Consider the following 24,465-nt stretch of genomic DNA (forward strand, 5'->3'; position numbering starts at 1 on the left):
TGATTCCATCGCTCTTCGTGTCGTCTGTCGTTGTCCTACGCCGACTTCTCGGGCTATCGCTGTCCTCGGAGGCCGACGTGCCGACCCTCAGCGCGAGCCCGGCCGACGCCGGCCAGCTGCCCGCTCTGTCGACTGGGGAGCACGCCCATGAACCAAGCCCGGGCCCACACGGGACCGACCGCCGTTTCACCGCAGGCTTCCTGCGGCTTCTACCTGGTGCACCACGGTGCCGGGTTTGCCTTGCACATGAGCGCCAGCCCGGAGCATCTGCAGGAGATGCGGCAGGCGGTGTTCAAGGCGGTCACCGGGGCGGGGATAGGCGAGGCGATCGCGGAGTCGGCCCGGCTGGTGGCCAGCGAACTGGTCGGCAACGCGGTGCGGTTGTGCGGCCCGTGGGCCCCGGTGATCGTCCAGGTCCATCCGCAGGAGGACCACGTTCTGGTGCAGGTGCACGACCCGGAGTCCGCCGCTTTGCCCGAGCGGCGCGGACAGGCTCCCGATAGCGCGGATGCCGAGGCCGGGCGGGGACTGTGGATCCTCGACGCGCTCGCGCCGGGCTGGACGGTGGAGCCGACCGCGGTAGGCAAGCAGATCACCTGCACCCTGCCTGCGCCGGCCCCGGTGAGCGTCTGACGCCGTCCTTCGGCCCGCACGGTGGCCACCTCTTCCTCGGGCAGCCCGCCGCACCGGAGCCGCGCATCGTGTCCGGCGCCCCGGCGGGTGCCGCGCTCTGCCTCCTCAAGGGCGGTGCCGTTCGCGGTCCGGCCGCCGGCGCACACCCTGCCGGCGGCCGGAGATCCCCCTTCGGAGCACTGTCCGACCGGCACCACCTTCAGCCCCAACCGCTCGTGTCCAGGAGGTTCTTGATGGAGCGTGCTCCTACCCGCGTGAGCCGCACAAACGCCGTCACCGTCCGGCCCGGCCGACCGCTTGCCGGCACGGTGCGGGCGGACGGCTCGAAGAACGCGGCCCTGCCGCTGCTGGCCGCTGCCGCGTCCCTTGGCCGTGAGGTGTACCTGTCTGGCATCCCGGCCGGCACCGACGTCCAGAGCATGCTGGGCCTTCTCGAGCAGTGCGGATACCGCCTCGCCCGCCCGGTCGCCGAGCCGGGGACCGTGATCGTGATGCCCAGGGGCGGCCCGGCCGAGGTGCCCGAACTGGCGGACGCCGCCCGGATCAGGGCCTCCTACTACCTGGTGGCGCCGCTGCTGGTGGCCTGCGGGCGGGCGGTGCTGCCCTGGCCGGGTGGCTGCCGGATCGGCGACCGCGGGATGGACCTGCACTTCAAGGTGTACGAGGCGTTCGGCGACACCGTCCTCCTTGACGACGGGGGATACCGCGTACTCGCCGCCGGCCAGGCTCGCGACACGGTCGCCCTCACACTGCCGTTCCGCTCACGCGGAGCGAGCATCGCCGCAGTGTGCCGGGCGGTCGCCTCCAACAGCCGCCTGGAACTGGGCAATCCGAACCTGTCCCCGGAGACCACCGGCGTGCTGGCCGCCTTACGCACCGCCGGGTGGCAGACCCACGCCGGCGAGGAGAAGATCATGCTGGACCCGCCGCCGGGCGTCCCGGCCGGCACCGTCGCCTGGACGGTCCCCGGCGACAAGATCGAGGCGGGCACCCTGGCCTGCGCGATCGCGGCCACCGGCGGCGAGGGCCGCATCGAGGGGATCAACGGCCCAGACCTCAAGGTCCTTGCGGGCCTCCTGGACGGGGTCGGTGTCCCCGTCACCCTCGCCCCCGATGCCATCACCGTCCACCAGGCCCGCGCGGTCGGCGAACAGCCGCTGCGGGCCATCGCCTCACTGGCCCCGGACGGCCTGGACGCCGACTTCGAACCCCCGCTGATGGCTCTGGCTCTCACCCTGCCGGGCGTCCACCTGTTCTGTGACGACATCAACCCCGGCCGCCACGGCAATCTGATCCCTCAGCTCACCCGCCTCGGCGGCGTGATCGAAGAACTCTCTCCCACCCGGTGCCGCCTGGCCGGCCCCCAGCTCCTGAGCGGGACCGGCGTCAAAGCCACCGACATCCGCACCGGCTCCGCGCTGCTGATCGCCGCTCTGAACGCCCGCGGCGCCACCACCATCAACGGCTTCGACCAGCTCAGGCGTGGACACGCCGACCTGCCCGCCACACTTCGCACCCTCGGCGCCGACATCATCGAGGTATCGCGATGACCAGGACCTTCACTCAGATCGCGGCCACCACCGACGTCCACTCCGCCCTGGAGCGGGCCGACTGCCTGCTTGCGCACCTGCACGATCTGCGGGAGACCTCGCTGATCGCCGACTGCGGCGACTTCTTCGAGGGCACTGGCTACTACCAGCTGGGCAACGGAGCCAGCGAGCGCGAGATCCTCACGACGCTGTATGACGTCCTCGCCCCCGGCAACCACGGCTGGCCCCACTACTTCGAGCCGGGCCTGCGCGAGATGACCGTGTGCGCCAACGCCGTTGACGACAGCACTGGCCGGCCATTGTTCGACCGCATCCGCATCATCGATGTGCACGGCCGCCGCGTCGCCGTCACCGCGGTCATCGGCGTCAGCGCGTTCCACTCCATCCCCGCCGACCGGAGGGCCGGGCACCGCGTCACCGATCCGGCCACCGCCTTGCGGCAGCTGATGCTGGAACACCACCACCACGTAGACGCGTGGATGGTGCTGTCCCACTCCGGCTTCGAGGCGGACCTTCGGCTCGCCGTCGCCTGCCCGTTCGTGGACGTCATCTTCGCCGGACACTGCCACAGCGACATCTACGGGCCGGTGAACGTCGGCGACACCCTCGTGGTCAAGGGCGGCGAACTCGGCACCGGATACGCCGTCGCCCAACCCGCCGGATCCGGATGGGCCGCCCATACCTCTCTCTTCCCCGACACCGGCAGGGTCCCCGGCAGCCTCGCTGCCCTGAGGGAGAAGATTGCCTCCACCGGCCGGATGCTCACCGCCCGGCTCGGCACCCTCAACGAGCCCTACCAGGACACCGAACTGGACCGGCACCGGCTCCTGCAGGACATCGCCAACCGGCTGCACACCGGACTCGGCGCCGACGCGGTCATCCTCAACGACACCGCCTTGCGCCCCACCCACCTCAAAGACGTGCTCACCCTCGGAGACCTGCTGGCGATCGAACCCTTCGGCAACCAGCTTGTCCACGCCTTCCTCCCCGCCGGGCGCACGGCCGACATCGACATCCTGCTCACACACCTGGCCGAGCAGGTCGGGCCGCTGGTCATCGCCCCCCGCCCGCTGCCGGAGGACACCCGGTCCGTACTGACCACCGACTACCTCGCCGACACCCACCTCGGCGGACGTACCCGCCAGGCCGGACTCCAGCTCGGCCAGGCCGTCCGCCGCACCATCGCCACCCCGCTGCCCACCCCCGAAGAAGGTGCCCGATGATCCTCACCGGCCCCGAGATCACCGCCGCCGCCCACGACGGACGCTTGGCGATCAACCCCTTCGAGCCGGACCAGGTCAACCCCAACAGCTACAACGTCCGCCTCGGCGCCACCCTGCTGACCTACACCGCCCCCGTCCTCGACGCCCACCAGCCAAACCCCACCACCACCGTCGAGATCGGCCCCGGCGGATTCGTGCTCCAGCCCGGCGAGCTCTACCTCGGCCACACCCTCGAACAAGTCGGCTCCGACACCTTCGTGCCGTTACTGTTCGGCCGCTCCTCCGTCGGCCGGCTCGGCCTGTTCGTCGAGATCACCGCCCCCATCGGCGACATCGGCTTCCACGGCCAGTGGACCCTGATGCTCTCCCCGATCCGGCCGCTACGGGTGTACGCAGGCATGAAGATCGGACAGATCATGTTCTTCATCGCAGCCGGAGACATCGACTTCTACCGCGGCAAGTACCAGGCCGCCACCGGGCCCCAGCCCTCCCGCTACTGGCGGGATGCGGCCCGCATCCGGGCGGCCGCCTCGTGATCCTCACCGGCCCCGCGATCGCCGCCGCCGTCCACACCGGCGAGATCACCATCGACCCCTACGACCCGGCCCGCATCTCCCCGAACGCCTACGACTGGCGGCTCGGCGACACCCTCCGCCTCTGCGGCGGCGACCTGGATGCCGCCGCCCCCACCGTCTTCACCGAACAGCACATCCCCACCCGCGGCCTCATCCTCGTCCCCGGCCTGCTCTACCTCGGCATCACCCATGAACGGACGGGCTCGGAGACGTTCGCGCAGATACTCAACGGCGACCGCACCACCGGCTCCCTGGGCATCTGGGTCCACGTCTCCGCCCCGCTGGGCCACCAGGGACACGCGATCCGCTGGACCCTGGAGATCTGCGTGGCCAAGCCCGTGCGGGTCTACCCGGGCATGACCTTCGGCAAGCTCGCCTTCATCGCCGCCCACGGCCACCCCGACAGCTACCAGCGCCAGGCGGCGAAGTACGCCGCCACGGACGGCATCGACATCTCCCGCCTCTACAAGGAGATCAACGGAGGCAGCCGGTGAGCCCCCTTGCGAGCCCCCCGCCCGGTCCGTTGGCCGCCACCTTCCTGGACCTGCCCGCCGGCAGCCCCGGCGGAAGCGTCGAACTCTTCCTCGACCTGTACACCGGCGAGAAACCCCTCATCCCCGCGAGAGCATTCATGCTCGCCCCCACCGGAGTCCGCCCCCGCCTCCCGGCCGGACTCGAACTGCTGTCCGTCCCCGGAAAGTGCCTGGAGAGCCCAGCCTTCGGCCGGTACGTTGCAGCCCTGCGCACGTCGCTGACGGAAGCGCTCGACGCGGCCCAGATCAGTGTTGTGCACCTGCAGCACCTCGCCTTCGGCGCCACCCCTGCCCTGATGCAGACCCTGCCTGCCCACCCTCGCATCGCACTGGTCCACGGCACCGACCTCCTGTTCGCCGAGACCCACCACGACCAACTCCAGATCCTGCGCGAGACCGCCCGAGCAGCCGACGCCATCGTCGTGCCCGCCGGCGCCATGGCCGACCACCTGATCAAACTCGCCCCGCGGACCGACCGCCGGAAGATCACCCACATCCCCTGGGGCATCCCGGACCGGCTGCTGACCGACCCACCGGCCCGCCCACCCCGCGCGCCAATGAGCTATTTGCGGCTGCTGTACGCAGGCCGCCTGACCGCCGAGAAGGGCGCCGAAGCCCTGGTCAAGAGCCTCGCCCCGGTCCAGGGCGCCGAGCTGAGCATCGCCGCCCCCAGAGCCCAGTTCCATGCACTGGCGCCGCTGCTGCACCGGGCCGGGGTCCGGGCTCGCTACCTGGGCTGGCTCCGGCGCCCCCAGCTGTGGAAAGCGTTCACCGAGCACGACGTCCTCGTCATGCCGTCCACCACCCTGGAGGCCATGGGCCTGGTCGCCCTCGAAGCCCAGGCCTGCGGGCTGCCCGTCCTCTACCAGCCGGTGCCGGGCCTGAGCGAGACCCTGGCCGCTTCCGCCATAGCCACCGACTTCACCCACTCCGCCGCCCTCGCCCGCGACCTCGACCGGCTGCGGACCACGCCTGGGCTGCTGAGCGCCATACGGCAGGCGGGCTATGCAAACGCCGCCCGCTACCCCCTCTCCGTGACCGGCGAGACCCTGACCGACCTGGGCCATCAGCTCACCTGAACCGGCCTCCCCGACCAGGAGACCGTGGCCGCTGGGCCGCTCGGTGCCTGGGAGCAGCGGGAACCGGCATCGAGGGCCGTCAGACCTCAGCCCCCCCGCCACGGGGGTGCGGGGCACAGCTGCCGCTGGCCACGCCATTGCCCGCTGCGCCTCCTCCGCATCACTACGCTGACCGGCGGGAGCCGCCGGCGAACAGGGAGACCATGACGTACCGCACCGACCGTATCGAAGCTCTGCTGGACGAAGGCGTCCGCAACAAGGTCTACCCCGGCGCCGTGTGGGCCGTCGGTGACACCGCCGGCATCCACGCATCCGGCGTCACCGGGGTCCTGGACCCCGACGAGCCGGACGTGAAGATGCGCCGCGACACCGTCTTCGACGCCGCCAGCCTCACCAAGATCCTCGCCGTGTGGTCTTCCATCGGCGCCCTGTGGGAAGACAGCGTTCTCGACCTCGACGCCCCGCTCGGCACCTTCTGGCCCGAGGTCACCGATCATCCGCTCACCACGGTGACCGCCCACCAGCTGCTGACCCACACCGCAGGCGTCCCGCTGCGGGCCCAACTGAAAAACCTCTACGGCACCGACCCGCAGATCATCCGGGCTGGCGTGCTCCACGAGGCTGTGCACCGGCCGCCCGGCGAGGCCGTCGAATACACCGACCGGGCCGCCCTCATCCTCGGATACCTTGCCGAACACCTCTCCGGCCGGACCCTGGACCAGCTTGCCGACGCCCGCACCTGGCGTTCACTCGGCATGGCTTCCACCCGCTTCGGCCCGCTGCCCGACGAGATCGCTGGCCTCTGCGCCCCGACCGAACTCAACCAGGACACCGACACCCACCTCAAGGGGATCGCCCACGACTTCTCCGCCTGTCTGCTGGGCGGAGTGTGCGGCATCGCCGGCGCCTTCACCATTCTCGACGACCTCGTCGTCTTCCTGCGCTACATGCTGGACCCCTCTACAGCCCTCGCACAGGCAGGCTTCGGAGCCAAGTGGACAGCCCACTCCTTGACCGTGCAGACCGGCGGCCTGGAGCCCGCTCGAGGCCTGTTCTGGCACCCGGCTCCCAGCACCACCGACGAACAGGACGTGTGGGTCCACTACGGGTTCACCGGCACCGGCATGTGGATCTCTCCTCAGCAGCACCGCTGGGCGGTGCTGCTGACCAACAAGCTCTACTACACGCGCGACCGCCAGCCCCTGACCGACGTACGCAACACCTTCCGTCAACTCGCCTTCTCCTGAAGCCTTGTGGGGCGCGGCTTGCTGGCCCCACAGGTTTCCTGAAGACGTCTCCAAAGCCGCCTGAAAAATCACCAATCGACCGCCTCGCTCCTTGATGAAAGAGATATAGGGGCACCTCCCCCAGACGCCCCCGTCCACGCGGGCGTACTCGGCGTCGTCACAAGGCGGTCCACGGGCGGGGTTCACCCCCTGCCAACGGCACCCACACGGCTCCGGACGGACCGTGCTCCTCGATGTCCTCCAGGACGGTAGCTCCTAGTTGAACCTCGAGGGCGAGTGCCGCGACGAGCGGGTGCTGAGCGACCATCGCCTGCAGGTCACTGATGCGGCCACTCAGCCTGCTGCGGGAAGCACCGGTGAGGACGAAGAGCAACCGGGGGAAGACCGGATACCAGCGGAGCCACGCCGGTCCGGCGGAGACCGGCTTGCGGCGGCCGAGGGGCTGCGCCTCGTACTGGAAGAGCCGCGCGTAGTCGATTAGCTTCACGGCCAGGCGCTCGGCGCTCATGGTGCTGCGGTCGACTTCCACGAACGCGCGCAGCTTCCGCCGGTGTTCGCCGTCGATGACGGTGTAGTGCATGACGGCGTCGGCCGAGAGCCGCTCGCCCTCGCCGATGGGGTGGGACACCTCGGGGGTCCAGTCCCACGGGCCGTGCTCGTGCCCCAGCCGGCGGGCGTCTGCCGCGAAGGTCAGGTGGGTGCGAAGGACGGTGAGCGTGTGCGGTGTCTTCAGCGAGGCGGCCGTTGCGGAGCTGATCGGATAGGGAGGGCGGCCCCGCAGCGCGGGGAAGTCCCGTGTGAGGCGGGCGCCTTCGCCCGTGAGGTACCAGGCGCGGGTGCGATTGGACTGGGGCAGCACGGTGTAGTTGACGAGACCCTTGCGCCGCAGCTTGTTCAGCGGGGTGGAGACGGTCTGGCGGGCGACGTTCGGCCGAAGCAGATCGTGTAATTGGCTGGTGGTGGCCATCCGGTGCTGGGCGAGCGCGGACAGAAGCTGATGGGGCAGTGGCTCGGCGGGCGTGGGAGTGAACGACGCAGTGGTTTCGGTAGAGGTCACCGGTATCCCTTGTCGGCGGGAGACATGTGCAAGCTCCCAGGTTGGAACAGGGTGTTGCTGACCTTGAGGTAACTTGCCGCCCCCGACCCGGCCACCGACCACAAGGCCCCACCATGGTCACGATGGGGACACATAGTCCGTGGTCGGGCCCGTGGTCGGCCCGACCACGGACTGCAAGCTTGCCGTGCGGTACGCCCTGACACTGGCCAGTTGACCCGTGCTGGGCGGAGGGACTGTCCGAGCCCGGAGGGTCACGGGACCGCTGTCTGAGCCAGTGCCGCCGGATCGGTCTGTTTGGTCAATTGGGTGTGGCTGGCTTCGTGTACCCAGAGAACAGGTCCGACGGCAACGGCTCTGTCGCAGTACCGGCTCCGCACCGGGCATGGTGAGACTGCTGCCGCCCCTGGCCGACGCACTTCCCGCCCGCCTGCGATCTGGTGGCTGTCACCTCCTGCCCCATCCGCCGACGTGACGTTCTCACCCTCTGCGGAGCCCGGTGCCGCGTGTACGGAGCCGCTAGTCCCGCCAGGGTATATACTTATTTGTATGAGTCTCGGGGTGGGTGAGCTCTGGGTGATCGAAGTTGAGCCAGAGGTACTGGACTGGCTGGAGACGCTTCCCCAGGCGCAGTACGACAAGGTGGAACGCCACGCAGACAAGCTTCTCGCCGAGCCGACCACACTCGGCGAACCGTTCTCCAAACACCTCGGAGGTAAAGTCCGAGAGCTGCGGATCATGCTGGACGACGCAAAGATGCGGGTCACGTACTGGCTCGCCCCGGAACGCCGCATCATTCTGCTGACCGTCTTTCGCAAGACCAAGCAACGTGAAGATGCTCAAGTGGAGCGGGCCCACCAGGCTCAGAAGGAATGCGAAGCGCAACACGGCGTGGCCGAGCACACCTACGACCGGACGGAGGAGTCATGAACCACGCACAGTGGAAGACGCGCCGTACCCGCCAGTTCCTCGGTGAGAAGGTCGAGCCCTCCGAGGCCTACACCAACGCCGGCGACGCCATGGCACTGGGACAGGCTGTCCACGACCGGCGTAAGGAACTGGGCCTCTCGCAGAAGGACGTGGCTGAACGCGCCGGCATGACGCAACCGCAGATCTCCAACATCGAGCAGGCCGGCGCCGAGCCGACGCTCGCTCTCCTGCGGCGCCTGGCGAAAGCACTGGAAGCACGGCTGTCCATCGACCTGGACGACGAGGACTCCACTTTCGTCTTCACTCCCCTGATCGAGGACAAGCCTGCGCAGGAAGCAACGCCCGTAGAAGCTGCGCTGCATGAGATGGCGAGGGATATCCGTTCCCACGTCGCGGGCGTCGTGGAGCAGTTCAACACCTCCTACACTCCAGCCGCCTTCACTGTGTCCCATCTCGGCATTTCTTCCCTACCGAGGCTGAGATTGTCACTGCCGGACCCGGACACCTTCGTGCTCCTCGTTGCCGCAGACGCATCGCTGCGTGATCACCGCCGGACGGTGCCACCTCGCGTGAGAGGTACACAGACGGCGCTCATGCGCCGCATGATGGCAGATGCCCTGGAAGCCGACCCGGTCGGCAAGGAGACAACCGACGCCTGAGAGGGCATCCGATCCAGCACGAGCCCGCCCGCTTACTGCGGCAGCTCGTCGGCCTTGGCGTGATCGAGGACCCAGTTTTGTGGGCGCTCAGGGTTGTACCAGAGCTGGGCTGTGTTGGCTGCCCGGAGGTTTCCTGCGCTGCGGCGCAACCTCTACTTGCAAGAAGTCGGGTCTGAAACAGGCTCCGACGTCGAAGTAGCGGGTCATCCTTGGCGATGGCCGGTTCCGCGATGCCGTGTGGTTTCGCGGTGGAGGGGTGGCTGGCCTCTCCGTACCGGCCATCGTGCGGCGTTCTGGTCCGCCGGGAGTTCGTCGATCCCTTTAACCAGAGGCCGCGGTCTTACGGTATCCCGCCTGCGACGCGGTCAGCGTGCTGCAGTCAGGACGTCGGGGACCGGCGGGCGGCGAGGTCCTCGAGGCGGGAGCGTTTCCAGCGCTGCTGGCGGGGGCGGCCGGCGCTGCCGCGCCGGTACTCGTATCCGTCGGGCTGATCGAGGTCGGGCAGGAGTCCGTGCCCGAGTGCGCTGATGAAGCTGTCGGCGCTGGCGTATCCGAGGATCCGGGCTGCTTCGGCGGCGCCGACCAGGTCCTCGTTCTCGTCCTGGTCGGCTGGCGGCAGCACGCCGCGCTTGCGGGCGATGGCGACGACGGTGGCCCGGCGCCACTTCTTACGGGCCCGGCCGCGGCTGCCTTGTTCCTTCTCCAGGGCGTCGGGCTCAGGCAGTTCGGGGATGCGCCCCTGGTACAGGGCGCTGGAGAAGGAAGCCGTACTGCTGTAGCCGAGCAGGGCGGCGACCTCGGTCGTGCCGAGGAGTTCGTTGGGATCGCCGTCTGCCGAGACCTCAGGCCGCGCTGCCGACGGCGCGGAGCTGCGCCGGCCCTTGCCGGGGCGGTTGGCCGCCCAGGTGACGATCGTGCCGCGGCGCCACATCTGGCCGTCGGTGTCCTCGTCCGGCTCGGGGAAGTAACCGGGCCGGTCGCGGAAGTAGGCGTCGATGGTCGAGGTGCGCGTGTATCCCAGGAGCTGGGTTACTTCCCGCTTGGTCAGCAGCTCGTCCTGGTCGGCCTTGAGTACCGTGGCCGGCAGTGTGCGCTTTTTCGGGGCACGTTGCGCGAAGAACGCGGCGACCTCGGCGTGGCGCCAGAACCGTTTGCGGCCCTCGGTGTGTGCGGCTGCAGGGAAGCCGCTGTCCGGGTTGTTGCTCCACTCGCTGACCCGGGACTTGCTCGTGCCGAACTCGGACACGATCTGCGCGGTGTCCACGAGCCGGTCGGTGGAAGTCATCGGGTCCCCTCTGTAAGGATCAGCACGGCGGCGCCGGCACTCGGACGAGCGTGACAGGTTCGATAATGCCAAAGGCGGGGTTTGCCGTCCAGCCTGACGCCAGATCGGCCTACAGGACTTCCTCGCCCAGCAGACACACTCCGAAGCGCGCCGCACGCTCCGCCAGCTCGGTGTAGACTATGGCGGCCGGCGAGGCATCCCAGGTTGCGAACGCGAGAGCGGCAACCGCCTCGCCGCGCGTCATCCCCTCTTCCCACGACGCACCGACGACGGCGCACCGCTCGGCGATGTCGGCGTCGGACAGGGGCGCGATCTCCCGGCCGATGTCGGCCCGGACGTCGGCGACACCCTCGCACCAGGCACGGTGGCCTGCGGAGAGTACGTCGCGCAGTGCGTCCGGGGCGCTCATGTTCCGGGCCTGGGCGGCGAGTTCGAGCAGCAGGGCGGTGGGGTTCATCTCCGTGGTCATCTCCTGTATCCACTGTAGGGGGCGTCTGCCGCGCCGTGGGGGAGCCACGGCGCGCACCTGGTCCTGCAGGGCGGTGAACACCAGGCCGTTGTCCGGGCAGATGACGCCGGGGGCGGGCGCACCGCACCGCCGGGCGTGCCGGATCAGGTCGGTGATGCGCCAGTCCGCGCGGAAGCTGTCGCCCCGCACCTGTTCGACCTCGGGGTCCATCAGCTCGCAAAGGCCCGGCCAGCCAGTCGTAGGGCATCGACGGTTGAAGGACGTATCAGCAACGTCCTTCCAACGGTCAGTCCATGGCGCCGTCATGCCTGTGTGCGAGGCTTGCGTCGGGGCTGGCCGATGCCGGGCATGCAGGTGGAGATCGAGCTGACGACGGCGGTGGCCTCAGTCACCCACGCTGTGTGTTCAGGGATAAGGCACAAATCCCAGGGTTTGCAGTTCGTCGGCGAGCGCTTTGGTCGTCGCTTCTGGAACGTCATTGATGCTGGCAGCCGTGGGCGTGCTCGGAAGGCCCTTACTGTCTTGGAACGAGGTCAACGCGGTGCGTGTGTTGTGGCCGAAGACACCGTCGAGTCCGTGCGGGTCGAAGCCGAGGGTCTCTAGCGCGGTTTGTATCCCGATGGCCAGGTTGAGCGGAACTGGAAACATGCCGGAGCGCATGTTCGCGTCGAGGTCCAGCGACACGTTGTACACGAGCTGGGCCAAATCTCCGGCAGGCGGGGCGGCGTTCCAGTCGGCCAGGGTGAACAGCAGGCCGTTTCTGACGTTGCGGGGGATCACGCCAGGGTTTCCCGTCTCGGTCATCTTGCTTTCCCCCGCCATGACCAGCCAGTCCCGCTGTTGGGCTGCTGCCTGGAACTTGGGGAACTTGAAGGCAGGCCCCAGGCCCCAAGCCATGCTGAAGAGCCCGAGCTGTGCGTCGGCCGGCCAGTCCTCCAATTCTTCGAAGTCGGTGCGGCCCCGCAGGTACTGCTCGAACTGGGACAGCTTGTTCCGTACCAGGTCGTCGATGCTTGCGTTGCTGATGCGCAGCCGCGTGATGGCTTCCTTCTGTCCGATTGTCGCGTGGGCGGTATTGCTGTTCTTTACGGTCTTGTACTCCTGTATGATTTCCGCGCGGGTGGCCGGGGCGAGGGTGTCCTTGTCGTACCAGTCGAGTGTGAAAATGTCCGGCAGCGGCTTCGGGTTAGTGCCGAAATGCTGCGGATCGTCGGCGTCGAGAAGGTTGCCGACGCCGGTAGAGACGAGGCTCTTAACGTCCAGATACATGAACTGGATGCGGCCTTCCAGCGGTGCGCTGAACGGAATGAAGGAATCCCAGACGCTCTGATACATGGTTCCTCTTCGGAGAGCTGCGGACTTGGGGTCAGATCAGTCCCCTCCACATGCAGACGCCGGCCTGGCAGTACCAGCCGCGGCCGTCCAGGTTCAACGCTGCTGGCGGGTCGCCGGGTTCAGGTCCATAGCCGCGGTCCGGGGCCGGCCTCACCATGATCACGGTCGGGGTGCCGTCGGCCACGATCTTCTTCCCGGGAAGGAGGGGCGTTTCCTGTGGATCGCGGCGATCAATCGCTTTCGTCTGGGCTGGCAGGTCGAGTCGCATGCGAGTAGTTCCTTTCGGGTGGGCCGCCAGGGCCGATAGCGGCTGTTTACGGTTGGGGCCCCGGCCGACCGGTGAACGATCACGCTGGCAACGTGCTTTCTCGGGTGCTTGAGACAGCTTGGGGTGGGTTCGGCGATGCGGCGATAACTGCGCGTGAGAGCGCGGCGCGTGCCTGCCTGCTGAGAGGCTTCTTAGGGGCCTGCAGGTGGGTGAGCCCCGTGCGCGCCAACCTGCAGGCACCGTCATGTGGAGAGGCCGTACAGGGCCTGATAGCACATCTGCCGGGCCGGGCCGGTCAGATCGGCGCACCGTGACTTGGAAGCTTCGACACCGCTGTTGTGCGGGCCGGGTGCTGGCTCTGAATGCTGGTCCCGGTGAATGGGGCGGGACTGGATGGGCAGCGCACTGGTGGGCTGCAGCCTCTTGTCGGTCATGGCGTGCTCCTATGGATGGGCGTCTACCGGTCCAGGAACTGGTGGACAGGTGCCAGGCTGACGGGGAGTTCATCGCTGACGTCGAACGTGAACTGGTAGACGTATTTGGCGCGTTGGTCGTTTTCCGGGTCGAAGAAGCTGACGAAGACGTCCTGGCAGTCCGAGCCCGGACGGCAGTGCGGGCTCTTCGATACGCGGATGGTGTCTAGCGCGCCCAGGCGCGGCTGCTCGAACGTGCCGTCGGCCCGCCTGGCCCGGTGGGTGATTCCTGGGGCCAGCAGGCCCTCCTTGACGACGGATCCGAACAGGAAGCCGTTGGTCCCCGCGAAGTTCAGGGCACGGTCGGCCGAGCTCTGCCCCAGGTTGCGGAACTGGTGGTAGACCTTGCCGAGGAACGTCTTGACGTGATCGCGTACCTCGTTGTCCGGCAGGGCGCTCTCCTCGTAGTTGGTGGCCGCTGTGTTGACCGCTCCCAAGATCGACTCGACGAGTCGGGCTTCGTTCCAGGCGCACAGTCCGCGGCTTTTGACCTCGACCACCGGTACGACCTGACCTGAGTAGAGGCGTGTGGTTCGTCCCGTGAGTACACCGGGGATGGACACGCGTGAGACGTAGTCGCGCTCGTTGTCGTTGAGCATCTGTCCCCGCAGCACGTCGCGGAATGTCCGGTAGATGATGGAGACTGGCGGATGCGCGAGGTTCTTCAGCAAAGTCCGAAGCTCCTGAGCAACGTTTTCGCCGTCGACGTCAACGTCGATGCGTTCGTTCCAGTCCATGGCTACCGGGGTTTCGGCCTCCAGGGCGTAGACGGGCGTGGCGTCCAGGTTCAGCGTCCAGGTGACCTTGTCGGATACCCAGGGATTCTCCGCGAGGTAATCGGCGAGCTGTCGTCCGTCCTGGGGATTGGCCGGCGCTTCGACATCTGTGTCGCCCTGCCGGTAGACGGGGTTCTTCATCTGCTGGGTGAAGGTGTCCCGGCGTGCTTCGGTTTGGTAGTCAAACCCCAGGGTGCCGATGGCGTAGATCAGCTGCCGCTGCGGGCCGGTACTGGCGCCGCCTCCGCATTGGCACTCCGATGCGGAGCTTCCACCGCAACCGCATGAGGGACGTACCCCTGAACTGCGGCCGCGTGGTCCACGCCAGTCCCCAGCAGAAGGGGGCGATTGTGTGTTCGGCGCGCCGGGCTCAGGCATGTCGGCTGTGGCGCTCGGTGGCCTGCTGTTGGCGGGCGATTCTGCCCCGCAGGCGGCCCGCACCCCTGTGGTCTGCTCGACGACGGGCGCGGGCTGGACGGCTGCTGACTGCCCACTGGGCGTCATGTCGTGCGAGCCTGGGACACCTTCGGGCGCACCGGCCTCGCTGAGCGTGATCGATGCGTCGGTGGCACCGGCTGCATCTGCAGTGGCTCCTGCCGTCTCGGCTGGCTCGGGTGCGACGGGGCTCGTGTCAGGCGTGGGTCCGTCGAGGTTGGTCATGGCTGTGTCTCCTGTTGCGGTGATCAGGGCGTGTGCGCGTGCGGCATTCAGGCTGCCGCCGAGATACCGGCGGCATGCGGGCGCATCGGGGGGCTGGCACACGGCCACGGAGGCGGTGGTGAGGATGGCATTGCCGACTGCCTTCGGGTCGGCGTGGCGCCCGATCCGCAGTTGTGCTGCCACAAGCAGCGCGGCCACGCCGGCCACGAGGGGTGTGGCGAAACTGCTGCCGGTGACAGTGGCTCGTCCGCCGCCGGGGGCTGCGCCTTCGACGGCCTCTCCCGGGGCGACGACGCCGTGCGTGGCGTAGGCGGCTCCCCAGTTGCTGATCTGCAGGGGTGTGCCGTTGGGGTCGGTTGCCCCGACGGCCAGCACGCTCGGCACTGCGGCGGGTACTTGCAGGCAGTCGCATCCGTCGTTGCCGGCGGCCGCGATTACGAGGACTCCGTGGTCGTCACACAGTTGCAGGGCACGTGCCAGCAGCTCGTCTGCCTGTCCGTCCGGTACGCGCTCACCGCCGCTGATGTTGATGATGTGGGCACCCTCTTGGACGGCCCGCTCGATGGCCCGGGCCAGGTCAAGCTGGGGGATCCGGGCCTCGTGTCCGTCCCGGAACACCGGGAGCAGCAGGCCTCGGCAGCGTGGGGCGATGCCGGTTACGACCGTGCCGGGCTGTCCGAAGAACAGGCTGGTAACGAGGGTGCCGTGCAGCGACATCGGTCCGGGGCCGGGGGCCTCGGTCACCAGGGTATCGATCCTTGTCAGGTCGGCGCCCTGGAAGCAGGGGTGGGACAGGTCTACGGGCCCGTCAAGAATGGCAACGCATACCTCTGGGCTGCCAGAAAGCTCCTCCTGAGGGGCTTGCAGGCCTTGCAGTACGGACCGGGCTTCCATCCCAACCCCCGCTCGCTCGTTTGGTTCTGTCCGCGAGCATCCAACGGCCCTGTGCGGCGTGCGTTGTCCGGATGGTGCAAGAGGCGTTCCGTGAGCGTTCCCCGGGCGTTCTTGGCGCAGGCCAGGTGCAGCACCGGGAGCTTCTCAAGAGGTTCGACGGCATGGCCGCGGACCTGGGACTAACGGGAAAGAGCGGGCTGCACCCGGATGCGTGTGGCACATGCCAGTCGCAGAGTGGGGATGTGTTGCAGAACGAATCTTCGAACGGAGTAGCGCTCGAACTACTGGGTGACTTTGGGCTCGTCCGCTCTGGGCACAGGGTGCGTCTGTCTCTCGGGGCCCAACGGTTGCTGGCGTTCCTGGCGTTGCAGAGCGACGGTGTCCATCGGGGTGCCGTGGCACAGCACATATGGCCCGACTATCCCTGCCACCGGGCGGCAGCCAATCTGCGCTCAGCTCTGTGTCAGGGGAGACGCACCGGCTGTGTCCCTCTCGTTGACTGCGTTGGGCAACGACTGCGGCTGTCGCCCCTGGTCCGCATCGATCTGCATGCGGTCGGCGTGGAAGCGCGGAAGATCGTCGATGGGTCGGGCCCGCCACCGGGTAGCGCCGAAGCTCTCGTCTATGACTTGACGCAGGAACTGCTGCCCGGCTGGACCGACGAGTGGCTGGAGCTGGAGCGTGAACGCTGGAATCAGGTGCGCCTCTACACCCTCGAGAGCCTGGCCCAGCGACTGCTGGCGGCAGGACATCACCTTCCTGCTCTCCAGGCAGCCATAGCGGCCATCTCCATCGACCCAATTCGGGAGACCGCCCGCCGGATAGTGATAGAGATCCATCTTGCCGAGGGCAACGTAGCGAGCGCCGTACGGCTCTATCAGGACTACGCCGACTTCCTCTTGCGCGAACTCAACGTGAGCCCCTCGCCGCAGATGACCAGCCTCTTGCAAGATTTGCTGTCTCCATAGCACCGCAGGTCGGCATGCCGCGATGACGCGACGGTGACGCTACTCGAACGCTGCAGAACACATCCCCACAACGGTCCCGGTGGAGGCTGGTGGCCGCATCACAGTCCTCGTCGTTTGCGGGGATGCAGGTGCCTCCCGCCCGATCCCACATCGGCGGGCTGCAAATGATCAGAAAGGAGATGAGCGTGGTGGACACTCGTTTCGACCAAGAAACGGAACACAGGCTGGCCAGCCTGTCCGTGCCCGTACAGGCCCCACCCGTCTACCGCTCAGCAGTTGGCACAGCCGCCGCGGGCGCCGTCGGTGGCGTTGAGGCTGCCGGACTCGGATCGTTCATCGACAGCCTGTCACACATGATCCCTGGATCTGGCCCCGTCGGCGACGTCCTGGGCTGGTTCGGTCTCTGAGGAACGAGGTGCCGGCGGCCCGGCGGCTGTCGGCACCACCCGCTGTTGTCGGCGCGAAAGGGCGGACGTGCGCTGGTCTGCTCAGCCGGCAGCCCGCCCGGCGCCCGGTTACCCCAGCCGGGCTCTCCCCGCGTGAAAGGCCAGGCTGCTCCACAGAGCGGATGCCCATGCTGGCTACCGGCTTTGTGCGGACATGAAGAACGCGGGGATCGTGAGAGAACTGCGCACCAGCGATCGGTGACGCGGGCCCGGCCGCTCGGGCTGAGCACCACAAGCGACCCCTCACCCATTCGTCACGCACGACGATAAAGCGAAAGGAGCATGATCATGATCCAGCAGACCTCGTGTGCCGAGGCAACGTCCTACCTGGCTGCCGCACTTATTAACATGCCGCAGCAGGCGCCGCCCGTCGACCGAACCCAAGCCGCCGCTACTGGTGTCCCCAATGCGGCCTCCGGCGTGGAAGCGAACATCGTCGCGCCGCCGCTGCTCGACTGGAACACCCCGTGGACAGGGACAGGAGGGTACCCCTACAACCCATTTGGCTCCTCCGGCCCGTACGTCGTCTTTTGACCGTTCCGGGCATCTGCTCTCCCTTCCTGTTTCGGCGGACGGGAGCGTACTGATCGCACATTGTTCGCGATGCTGGACTACGCGCTCCCGCGACGCATCGCGGGAGCGCGATAGAGCAAGGCCTTCCCGCCCTCCAAGCGGTGATTGCGGCCGTCGTCCATCGAAGGCGCGCGACGACGCGGCCGTGACGCTGTTCGAATCCCGACAATGGGGTCGGCGGGGGCTGGATTAGCGTACTCGCGGGTGCCTCCGGCCGATCTCCATGGCGGCCTCCCAGAATGATTAGGAAGGAAAGGAGATGAGTGTGATGGACACTCGATTTATCCAAGAAGCGGGATGCAGGCCTGCTGGCCTGTCGATGCCCGTGCAGGCGCCACCCGTCTGCCGCTCTGCGGCTGGTACGGCAGGGGCGGGAGGTGCCGTCAGTGGCGTTGAAGCCAGCGGCCTCTCGCCGATCGACATAGCACGATTCCTCGACATCGACATTGACACCCCCTTCGGCCACGGTGGCCTCCACATATGACTCAGCCCAGGCGAACGGCGAACCGTCATCGCGAACGCCGCACCTGGGCTGACGAGGCGCCGATGAGCCGCTCGCGTGGTCCCGAGGCGGCGCCCAACAACCGCCCCGCCGGCTACGCGTGGCCCCTGCGGACGTACCCGTTCGTACGATCGCGCGCGAGGGCGCGCTTTGATGCCGATGGTCGCATCAGCGAGCACACGTGACCACAGCGCGGAGGCGGTGGTGCCGTTGCGGGCGTTGCTGGAGCGCAGTCCCGAGGGCTCGACGACCAACACGAGTGCTGCTGGGCGAGCAGGCGGTCGTTGCCGTCTGCGCGCAGGTGGGCGGCGGACGAGCACGGGGCGGTGGAGGTCGGCGGCGACTTCGGCGGTGTGCATCGCCGCTTCGGCGCAGTCCAGGGCCTCGATGAGGATCACCGCGCGCGCGAGTCCGGCGAGCAGGGCGGCGCTGGCCTTGAGGGTTGCTCCGCTGGTCTCGGTGCCGGGCGGGAAGAGGGGCTGACGACCGCTCCGCCGCTTCCGGTGATCGAGTTCAGCAGCTGGGCGTGGCTGTGCGGGTGGGCGCGGTCCAGGCCGCGCGGGAGGACGGCGAGCGTTGCCCGTCCGGCCTGGGCGACTGCCCGGTGGGCGGTGGAGTCGACGCCGTAGGCGAGCGTGGCGGTGACGGTGTGTCCGGCCTCGGCGAGCACGGTGGCGAAGTCCTGCGCCCGGGTGAGGGCCTGCGAGGTGGCGGCCCGGTTGCCGGTCACGGCCACAGCTCGGGCGGTCAGCGTGTCCAGCTGCTGGTGTCCGCGCACCCACAGGCCGAGCGGGCAGCCGGGCCCCAGGTCGGCCAGGGCGGCGGGCCACGTGTCGTCGGACGGGATGACGAACCGGTACGTCAGCTGGGCGTTGGCGAGTTCCTCGCGCGGCCGGTACTGGGTGAGACGGCCGCTGGCATCGTGGTCGACGCCGTATTGCCAGACGTCCTCGGGGCTGTGCTGGGCGAGTTGGGCGGCGACCTGGGCGGGGGGTGAAGTGGACGGCGAGCGCGGCGCGCTCGGACAGGCGGGTGCTGGGCACGGCGTACCTCCGTGGAAGGGGGCGGCCGGCGGGCATGCCGGGGCCGCGATGGGCGGTTGCGGATCGGGGTGTGTGTTCAGCGGCCGGGCGCGGTGACCGTGTCCCGCGAACTGCCTGGCGAGCGCCACCAGTCGGCCGGTGCGGCGGGAGGCGCGGGCGGGCCGGGCTGGGCGTGGTACGCGTCCTCGGGGGCGGCGGTCGTGCGCGGTGGCGGGGCGGGGGCGCGTCCGGCGAGGACGGCGGGCAGGGTGTCGTCGATGTAGGCGACGTGGTGGGCGAGGTCCACCCCGACCTGGGCTGCGTCGAGGTACAGCAGGCCCGCACGCAGGCCGAGGTTGCCGGTGGCGATCACGTGGACGGTGTCGGTGAGGCATTCGGCGACATGCCGGGCGATCGGCCCGGTGACGGTGCAGATGACCGGGACCGGTTCGCCGTCGTGCCACTGGCGGCGCGCGCGGTCGTACTCTCGCGGGACCTGGATCACGGTGAACCGGGCGGCGGGTGTGCCGCGTTCGGTGTGGCGCAGTTGCACGGCCCCGTGTACGCGGCCGCGGATGACAGCGGTGGTCTCTCCGCTCATGAGGCACTCCTCGATGCGACGAACTGTCTGGCGGTGCCCGGGAGCCATCCGAACAAGTTCCATAATGCCTATATGTGGGGTGGGTGTCATCCCCTTATCCGTCACGTGGGAGGCACCCGCCCCGCTATGGCCGGCCTACGGCTCGTATGGCATGCCCTCCGCCTCAACTCCCGTCTCGGGCTTGGGAGTCCGGCAGGGCCCCGGTCCTTCGCAGCGGGTTGCCGCGCCCGGGTTGTCCCACTGGCAGACCGGGCAGCGCCACAGGAGGCCGGCTGCCAGAGCCGCAGCGAGGATGGGCTCCTTCCGGATCCGTACGGCGTCGGCCGCGTTCAGCAGCACATCGAGCAGGGGCGGTGTGGGCGCGCCTTCTGCGTTGCTGTCGTCGAGCACGATCGTGTCCTCGACCTCGACCCGCAGCGGCACCGATCCGTCGGGTCGGACGAGGTGGTCCGGGGCGTTGTCGACGTGGACGGATACCCGGAAGGCACCGACCTCGTGGTCGAGGTAGCCGAAGACCAGGATGTCGTCGTTCTCCAGACAGGGAAGATCTCCCTGGTCTCCCGGGTGGAAGACAGCGGCGCGGTTGGCGCGTTCGCAGGCGCCGGCGTCGGGGAATGCGAAGTCGAGCGGCACGATCCGCGGTCGGCCCCGGCCTCTGACGGTCTCGGCGTACAGCGAGTAGCCCTCGTCGGGGCGGTTGTCGCGGTCGGGCCCGTAGTAGAGGTCCACGGTCGTGGCGTCGTCGGCGGGCGGTTCGCCGGGGACGTCGTCGTTGAGGAGGTTGTCCCAGTTTCCGCGTGCGTGCCGGGCGAGTTCGGCCAGGGCGGAGTCCTCGTCGGCGAAGAGCTCGATGGCGGCGTTCTCGTGCCGGTCCCAGCGGTGCAGTACCCAGGCCTGCCCCGGTGGGCGCGGCGGAATGTGCGTGAGGGCCGGTTGTGGTGCGGCGGTGAAGTCGAACTGCTCCAGCCAGGCGCCGAGGATGTCGACGACGTCCGCGCCGGGCCACTCGCCCGCGCGTTCCTCCAGGTCGGTCAGCTGCTGGCGCAGCGAGATGACGGCTCTGCCCACGGGGGCGGTCAGGTCGACGGGCGTCTTCGGTTCAGGGAGGGACATGGCACTTCCTGTCTGTTCGGGGTGAGGACGGCGGTGCGCGGCACGGCCGTGGTCGGCTCAGAACTCGCCGAGAACGCGGAGGCTGACGTGCCAGTGGTGGGGGCCGGCCTGGTGCTCGGCGGTGGTGGTCGCCCGGCGGAGGTCGTCCTCGTAGCTGTGGTTGATCCACGCCAGGACCCGCAGTTCGGCCTCCGCCGGGCTGGAGGCGTCGATCGCGAAGAGGGTCGTGGCGCTGGGCCATCCCTCGTCGGGCCGCTCGATGACCGTGTCGCTGATGCGCTGGGCGTGCCAGGCGGTCTCGGGGTCGTCGGGAACGGGCGGCAGGGTCACGGGGTACGTGGTGGGCATCCAACTCCCCTTCGGGGTAACGGAGATGGGGGCGGTGTCCCGGGCTGCGGCCGGGACACCGGGCTAGGGCTGCTCCAGTCCCAGGGCGGCACGCACCAGGGCGAGCAGGGTGGCGTGCTCGGCGGGCAGGACGGCATCCCGCAGGACGCGCTTGCGCAGGACGGGCACGTCCAGGCTGATCCCGGCCGGGACGTCGGACGCGTCCTCACGGAACACGACCCGGTAGTGCCGGGCCGCGATCATCCACGCCTCGTAGCGCTCGGCGGGCCGGCCGCTGCGGGCGCTGTGGCCCTGGTCCGGGGTCTGCTCGGGGCACGGGCATGACGGGTCGGTGCAGGGGCGGCCCGCGGGGTGGGTGGCGGTGCCGTTGAGCATCGGGCAGTTCGCCGCGGTGTAGGGCTGGCACTCCGGGTGCAGCGCCGGTTCGGGGGAGTAGCCCTGTTCCTGGTCGGCGGGGCGGACGATGACGAAGAACTGTTCCTGGAGAGGCTGGGCGCAGATCTGGCACAGGCGTTGGAGGAAGGCGCGGCGGGCACGGTCGGCGTCGAGGCTGCCGAAGACGGCGTGCCCGTTGTGGATCAGGGAGACATAGGGAACGACCAGTCCGCCGGCCAGCGGCCGGGCCAGGCAGCGCACGGGGATCGCGGGGCTCACCGAAGTCACGCTCCCTTCAGGGAAGTTGAGGGTGGGGGCCGGGAGGCAGCGCTCGGCGCGCTGCCCCCCAGCGTCCGGGGCGGCCTAGGAGTCGGCCGGGGTGTCCGTGAGCTCGATGCAGGCGGCCGGGACCCTCGGGACGCGGTAGCGCTCCTGGTCCTCGGAGATGGTGAAGCGGGTGTTGTGCGGGTCGCGGCGCAGCTGCTCGGTGGAGTCCTCGTCCAGCACGAAGTTGAAGCGGCTGCCCGTCTTGTTGGGCGCTCCGACGGTGCCGGTCAGGCGGCGCAGGCAGGCCGGGGTGATCGTGGTGTTGATCCGCCCGATGCGGCCCGGGAGGATGACCGGGCGCTTGGCGGCGTCGAGTTCGATCAGACGGGCTGCGGCCGCCTCCTGGACGGCGACCAGGGCGCCGACCTCGGACAGTCCGCCGACGAAGGCGCGGATCTCGGCAAGCGTGGGCATGGGTGTGTCCCCTCTTGTGGTTCGCGTTCGCGTGGTGGTTCGGGCGCTGTGCGCCCGGTGGAGGAATCCGTCCCGCCGTCCGGCGGACCGGGTGCGCGCCCAGCGCGCGCCCACCGTGGCGTGCGTCGGTCAGCCCAGCGGGTAGAGCACCAGGGCGGAGACGGCGCTGTCCGGAACCTGCGGGAACAGGCTCCGCAGTTCGGCGTCCCGAGCGAGTTCGCTCTCCAGCGGATAGACCTCGCCCCGCAGGTCGTCGCCATCGGGATCGGGGGCGTAGCGGGCATGCGCGTAGGTGCTGAACGGCGAGAAGCCGTTGCCCTCGGGGTCGGTGGAGAGCACGACCAAGGTGGTACCCGGGAGGCGTGCCCAGGTGTTGCCGACGAGTCGGCGCAGCACAGCGAGAGTGAGCGGCTGGTCCCCTCGAACGGGCGGTTCCGCAGGACTGGATGTGGACATGAGGCACTCCCAGTGGTGAGTGAGCGCGGGTTGCGGGGTCGGGCACCCGTGGGTGCCCGGCCGTCGTGCGTGTGCGGGCTGGCCGTACGATTCAGGTGGCGTCGCCGGTGGTGTCCGCGTCCGCGCCCCGGTGCGGGGCGAGTGCCTGCTCCTCGACCTCCGACAGGCGGTAGGAGCCCTTGTCGTCCTGGCCGAGCTTCTCCAGCAGCAGCAGGTAGGCGACCTGCTGGGGGGTGGGGGCCTCCCACAGGAAGCGGACCTGCATCCGGGCGTCGTTCCAGCCCTTCGGGTCGCGCATGTCGCGCTCGAAGGCGGCGGCGACGTGCGCGAACAGCACGTGCGGCAGCCGGGCCTTGGAGACGGTGACCAACTCCGACAGAAGCACCCGCTCGAACGGCGACTCGGGCAGCTTCACGCCCAGGAGCTGGGCGACGTCCTCGGCTTCCCGCCGACCGGCCCACTTGCCGTAGAAGTGGGGCAGGTCCAGCAGCACGGAGGCGGCGAACTTCCAGGCGTCCTCCGGCAGGGCCTTGCTGGAGCGCACCAGCCGGGAGACGAACTCCTGCCGGGGGCCTGCGGCGGCCTTCCAGGCCCGGTTGCACGCGGTGGTGCGGGCCCGCTCGGCGGCCTTGGCCTCGTCCTCGGCCGTCTTCTCCGGCTTCGGCTTCGGCTTGGGGCGCACCTTGTGGCCGTAGGCGGCAGGGTCGGCGCAGTACCACACGGGCTGGTGCTCGTCGTCGATCCGGGCGCTGTGGCCGGGGCAGTTCTTGTGGTTGTCCTCGGTCAGCGGGTTGCCCAGCCCGGTGGTCAGGTCGGTGAGCGGGTGGGCCGTGTTCTTCTCCCCGTACGCGAACCGTGTGGGCAGCAGGGGGATCTCCGCCTCTTCGAGCGCGGTGACCGCCTCCTTGCGGGCGGCACGGTCGGCCTGCTCGGCCTTGAGCAGGGCGAGTTCCTGCTCCCAGTGGCCGCGCCCGCCGTCCTCCTCGCCCTCGTCACGGGCCAGCGCCCGCAGCAGTCGGTGTTCCGCGTCGGGTACGTCGGCGACCTCGGCGAACGTGGCCATCTGTTCCAGGTCCATGCCCCCGGCCGACGCGCGGCGCAGAGCGGCGTCGTCGAGTTCCTGGGCGCGGGCGAGCCGCTGGCCGGTGCCGCGCTTCAGCCCGAGGGCGCGCGCGGCGGCCTTCTGCTCGATCTCGTCCATGCCGATCAGGGAGAGTTCGGCGGCCTTGAGGGTGTCCTTGGCCGACATGCCTTCGCGCTGGTGGTTCTCGATCAGGGACAGGAAGCGCGTCCACGCGTCCCGGCCGACCAGGTCGCTGCGGACGAACGCCTTGATCTGCCGCTTGGTGCGCCCGTCCTCCTCGGCGGTGGCGTTGGCGATCTGCGCGGCCTGGGTGCGCCGCCAGCCCTTGAACGCGCCGTAGGTGCCGTCCGGGCGGGGCCGGACGCTGACGGGGTCCTGGACGTCCACGGCCTTGACGGAGTTGATCAGGTCGTCGTCGGGCTCGGTGTCGTGCTCGCGGGCGTTGCAGTCGTCCCGCACGATCGTGTCCGGGTCGAGCAGGACGGCGGTCAGGCCCGCTTCGTCGGCGTCGACCGGCGCGTGCTCGGCGCTCTGGTCGGGGGTGGACTCGGTGGCTGTGGCCATGTCTGGCCTCCTTGTGCTGGGTTGACGGA

At 69.1% G+C, this 24,465-nt stretch carries 26 protein-coding genes; 11 read left to right on the forward strand and 15 right to left on the reverse strand.

From position 1 onward, the window contains the following. Positions 1-147 precede the first annotated feature (147 nt). The 7 genes from SSP08S_RS47240 to SSP08S_RS47270 all read left to right on the forward strand — a co-directional run bounded on the left by SSP08S_RS47240 (position 148) and on the right by SSP08S_RS47270 (position 6,840). Positions 148-633, forward strand: a complete 486-nt coding sequence (locus SSP08S_RS47240) for an ATP-binding protein (protein WP_019074658.1) — start codon at positions 148-150, stop codon at positions 631-633. Between the two features lie 233 nt (positions 634-866). Then, positions 867-2,183: a carboxyvinyltransferase gene (locus SSP08S_RS47245; RefSeq protein ID WP_051106114.1), complete on the forward strand. Its 1,317-nt coding sequence runs from the start codon at positions 867-869 to the stop codon at positions 2,181-2,183. Beyond that, a complete protein-coding gene (locus tag SSP08S_RS47250) occupies positions 2,180-3,406 on the forward strand; it encodes a metallophosphoesterase (RefSeq protein WP_019074660.1) in 1,227 nt (408 codons plus the stop codon). The genes SSP08S_RS47245 and SSP08S_RS47250 overlap by 4 nt, the downstream gene beginning before the upstream one ends. Then, positions 3,403-3,942, forward strand: coding sequence for a dCTP deaminase (gene dcd, locus SSP08S_RS47255; protein ID WP_019074661.1), 540 nt, complete (start codon positions 3,403-3,405; stop codon positions 3,940-3,942). The genes SSP08S_RS47250 and dcd overlap by 4 nt, the downstream gene beginning before the upstream one ends. After that, complete coding sequence (locus tag SSP08S_RS47260) at positions 3,939-4,475, forward strand: dCTP deaminase (RefSeq protein WP_019074662.1); 537 nt, start codon at positions 3,939-3,941, stop codon at positions 4,473-4,475. The genes dcd and SSP08S_RS47260 overlap by 4 nt, the downstream gene beginning before the upstream one ends. Then, entirely contained in the window at positions 4,472-5,593 is a 1,122-nt protein-coding gene (locus tag SSP08S_RS47265) for a glycosyltransferase family 4 protein (RefSeq protein ID WP_026179437.1), read from the forward strand. Before SSP08S_RS47260 ends, SSP08S_RS47265 begins: the two co-directional genes overlap by 4 nt. Positions 5,594-5,796: 203 nt before the next feature. Beyond that, positions 5,797-6,840 (forward strand): serine hydrolase domain-containing protein, encoded by a 1,044-nt coding sequence (locus SSP08S_RS47270; protein ID WP_019074664.1) that lies wholly within the window; start codon positions 5,797-5,799, stop codon positions 6,838-6,840. A gap of 157 nt (positions 6,841-6,997) precedes the next feature. On the opposite strand, the gene SSP08S_RS47275 is transcribed toward SSP08S_RS47270, so the two are convergent. Continuing rightward, positions 6,998-7,897: a replication-relaxation family protein gene (locus SSP08S_RS47275; RefSeq protein ID WP_019074665.1), complete on the reverse strand. Its 900-nt coding sequence runs from the start codon at positions 7,895-7,897 to the stop codon at positions 6,998-7,000. Between the two features lie 546 nt (positions 7,898-8,443). On the opposite strand from SSP08S_RS47275, the gene SSP08S_RS47280 reads away from it, so the two are divergent. Both SSP08S_RS47280 and SSP08S_RS64835 read left to right on the forward strand, forming a co-directional pair. Beyond that, positions 8,444-8,824, forward strand: a complete 381-nt coding sequence (locus SSP08S_RS47280; RefSeq protein ID WP_245608105.1) for a type II toxin-antitoxin system RelE/ParE family toxin — start codon at positions 8,444-8,446, stop codon at positions 8,822-8,824. Continuing rightward, the gene (locus SSP08S_RS64835; protein WP_019074667.1) at positions 8,821-9,483 is read left to right on the forward strand and encodes a helix-turn-helix domain-containing protein; all 663 of its coding nucleotides are present in this window, start codon (positions 8,821-8,823) and stop codon (positions 9,481-9,483) included. The genes SSP08S_RS47280 and SSP08S_RS64835 overlap by 4 nt, the downstream gene beginning before the upstream one ends. 379 nt (positions 9,484-9,862) lie before the next feature. Here the strand turns inward: SSP08S_RS64835 and SSP08S_RS47290 are convergent, their stop codons facing one another. The 6 genes from SSP08S_RS47290 to SSP08S_RS47310 form a co-directional block, all read right to left on the reverse strand. Next, the gene (locus tag SSP08S_RS47290; RefSeq protein WP_019074668.1) at positions 9,863-10,768 is read right to left on the reverse strand and encodes a helix-turn-helix transcriptional regulator; all 906 of its coding nucleotides are present in this window, start codon (positions 10,766-10,768) and stop codon (positions 9,863-9,865) included. A gap of 109 nt (positions 10,769-10,877) precedes the next feature. Further along, positions 10,878-11,447, reverse strand: a complete 570-nt coding sequence (locus tag SSP08S_RS62955) for a hypothetical protein (protein WP_019074669.1) — start codon at positions 11,445-11,447, stop codon at positions 10,878-10,880. Between the two features lie 195 nt (positions 11,448-11,642). Further along, entirely contained in the window at positions 11,643-12,572 is a 930-nt protein-coding gene (locus SSP08S_RS47300; protein WP_019074670.1) for a peptidoglycan-binding protein, read from the reverse strand. A gap of 31 nt (positions 12,573-12,603) precedes the next feature. Further along, the gene (locus SSP08S_RS47305; protein WP_019074671.1) at positions 12,604-12,840 is read right to left on the reverse strand and encodes a hypothetical protein; all 237 of its coding nucleotides are present in this window, start codon (positions 12,838-12,840) and stop codon (positions 12,604-12,606) included. 242 nt (positions 12,841-13,082) lie between these two features. Then, on the reverse strand, positions 13,083-13,274 hold the full coding sequence (locus SSP08S_RS62220; RefSeq protein WP_158697318.1) for a hypothetical protein: 192 nt from the start codon (positions 13,272-13,274) through the stop codon (positions 13,083-13,085). A gap of 23 nt (positions 13,275-13,297) precedes the next feature. Further along, positions 13,298-15,643 (reverse strand): cyanobactin maturation protease PatG family protein, encoded by a 2,346-nt coding sequence (locus tag SSP08S_RS47310; RefSeq protein ID WP_026179438.1) that lies wholly within the window; start codon positions 15,641-15,643, stop codon positions 13,298-13,300. Between the two features lie 629 nt (positions 15,644-16,272). Between SSP08S_RS47310 and SSP08S_RS62225 the strand changes: the two genes are divergently transcribed. Both SSP08S_RS62225 and SSP08S_RS62230 read left to right on the forward strand, forming a co-directional pair. Continuing rightward, positions 16,273-16,611, forward strand: coding sequence for an AfsR/SARP family transcriptional regulator (locus SSP08S_RS62225; RefSeq protein ID WP_158697319.1), 339 nt, complete (start codon positions 16,273-16,275; stop codon positions 16,609-16,611). Between the two features lie 734 nt (positions 16,612-17,345). Beyond that, positions 17,346-17,591: a hypothetical protein gene (locus SSP08S_RS62230; protein ID WP_158697320.1), complete on the forward strand. Its 246-nt coding sequence runs from the start codon at positions 17,346-17,348 to the stop codon at positions 17,589-17,591. A 935-nt stretch (positions 17,592-18,526) separates the two neighbouring features. Here SSP08S_RS62230 and SSP08S_RS64340 read toward each other — a convergent pair. The 8 genes from SSP08S_RS64340 to SSP08S_RS47365 all read right to left on the reverse strand — a co-directional run bounded on the left by SSP08S_RS64340 (position 18,527) and on the right by SSP08S_RS47365 (position 24,436). Next, positions 18,527-19,303, reverse strand: coding sequence for a DNA-processing protein DprA (locus tag SSP08S_RS64340; RefSeq protein ID WP_026179440.1), 777 nt, complete (start codon positions 19,301-19,303; stop codon positions 18,527-18,529). Next, complete coding sequence (locus SSP08S_RS47335; protein ID WP_019074675.1) at positions 19,252-19,755, reverse strand: single stranded DNA-binding domain-containing protein; 504 nt, start codon at positions 19,753-19,755, stop codon at positions 19,252-19,254. Before SSP08S_RS47335 ends, SSP08S_RS64340 begins: the two co-directional genes overlap by 52 nt. A 135-nt stretch (positions 19,756-19,890) precedes the next feature. Then, positions 19,891-20,868: a hypothetical protein gene (locus SSP08S_RS57450; RefSeq protein WP_019074676.1), complete on the reverse strand. Its 978-nt coding sequence runs from the start codon at positions 20,866-20,868 to the stop codon at positions 19,891-19,893. Between the two features lie 57 nt (positions 20,869-20,925). Further along, positions 20,926-21,216, reverse strand: a complete 291-nt coding sequence (locus tag SSP08S_RS47345; protein ID WP_019074677.1) for a hypothetical protein — start codon at positions 21,214-21,216, stop codon at positions 20,926-20,928. Between the two features lie 63 nt (positions 21,217-21,279). After that, entirely contained in the window at positions 21,280-21,870 is a 591-nt protein-coding gene (locus SSP08S_RS47350) for a hypothetical protein (RefSeq protein ID WP_019074678.1), read from the reverse strand. Positions 21,871-21,954: 84 nt separating this feature from the next. Continuing rightward, positions 21,955-22,332 (reverse strand): hypothetical protein, encoded by a 378-nt coding sequence (locus tag SSP08S_RS47355; RefSeq protein WP_019074679.1) that lies wholly within the window; start codon positions 22,330-22,332, stop codon positions 21,955-21,957. 129 nt (positions 22,333-22,461) lie between these two features. Next, positions 22,462-22,788 carry a hypothetical protein gene (locus SSP08S_RS47360; protein ID WP_051106115.1) on the reverse strand — a complete coding sequence of 109 codons (327 nt, stop codon included), beginning with the start codon at positions 22,786-22,788 and terminating at the stop codon, positions 22,462-22,464. A 91-nt stretch (positions 22,789-22,879) separates the two neighbouring features. Beyond that, positions 22,880-24,436, reverse strand: coding sequence for a ParB/RepB/Spo0J family partition protein (locus SSP08S_RS47365; RefSeq protein ID WP_019074681.1), 1,557 nt, complete (start codon positions 24,434-24,436; stop codon positions 22,880-22,882). Positions 24,437-24,465: the final 29 nt, after the last annotated feature.

This window comes from Streptomyces hokutonensis (assembly GCF_000376565.1).
Taxonomy (GTDB): Bacteria; Actinomycetota; Actinomycetes; order Streptomycetales; family Streptomycetaceae; genus Streptomyces; species Streptomyces hokutonensis.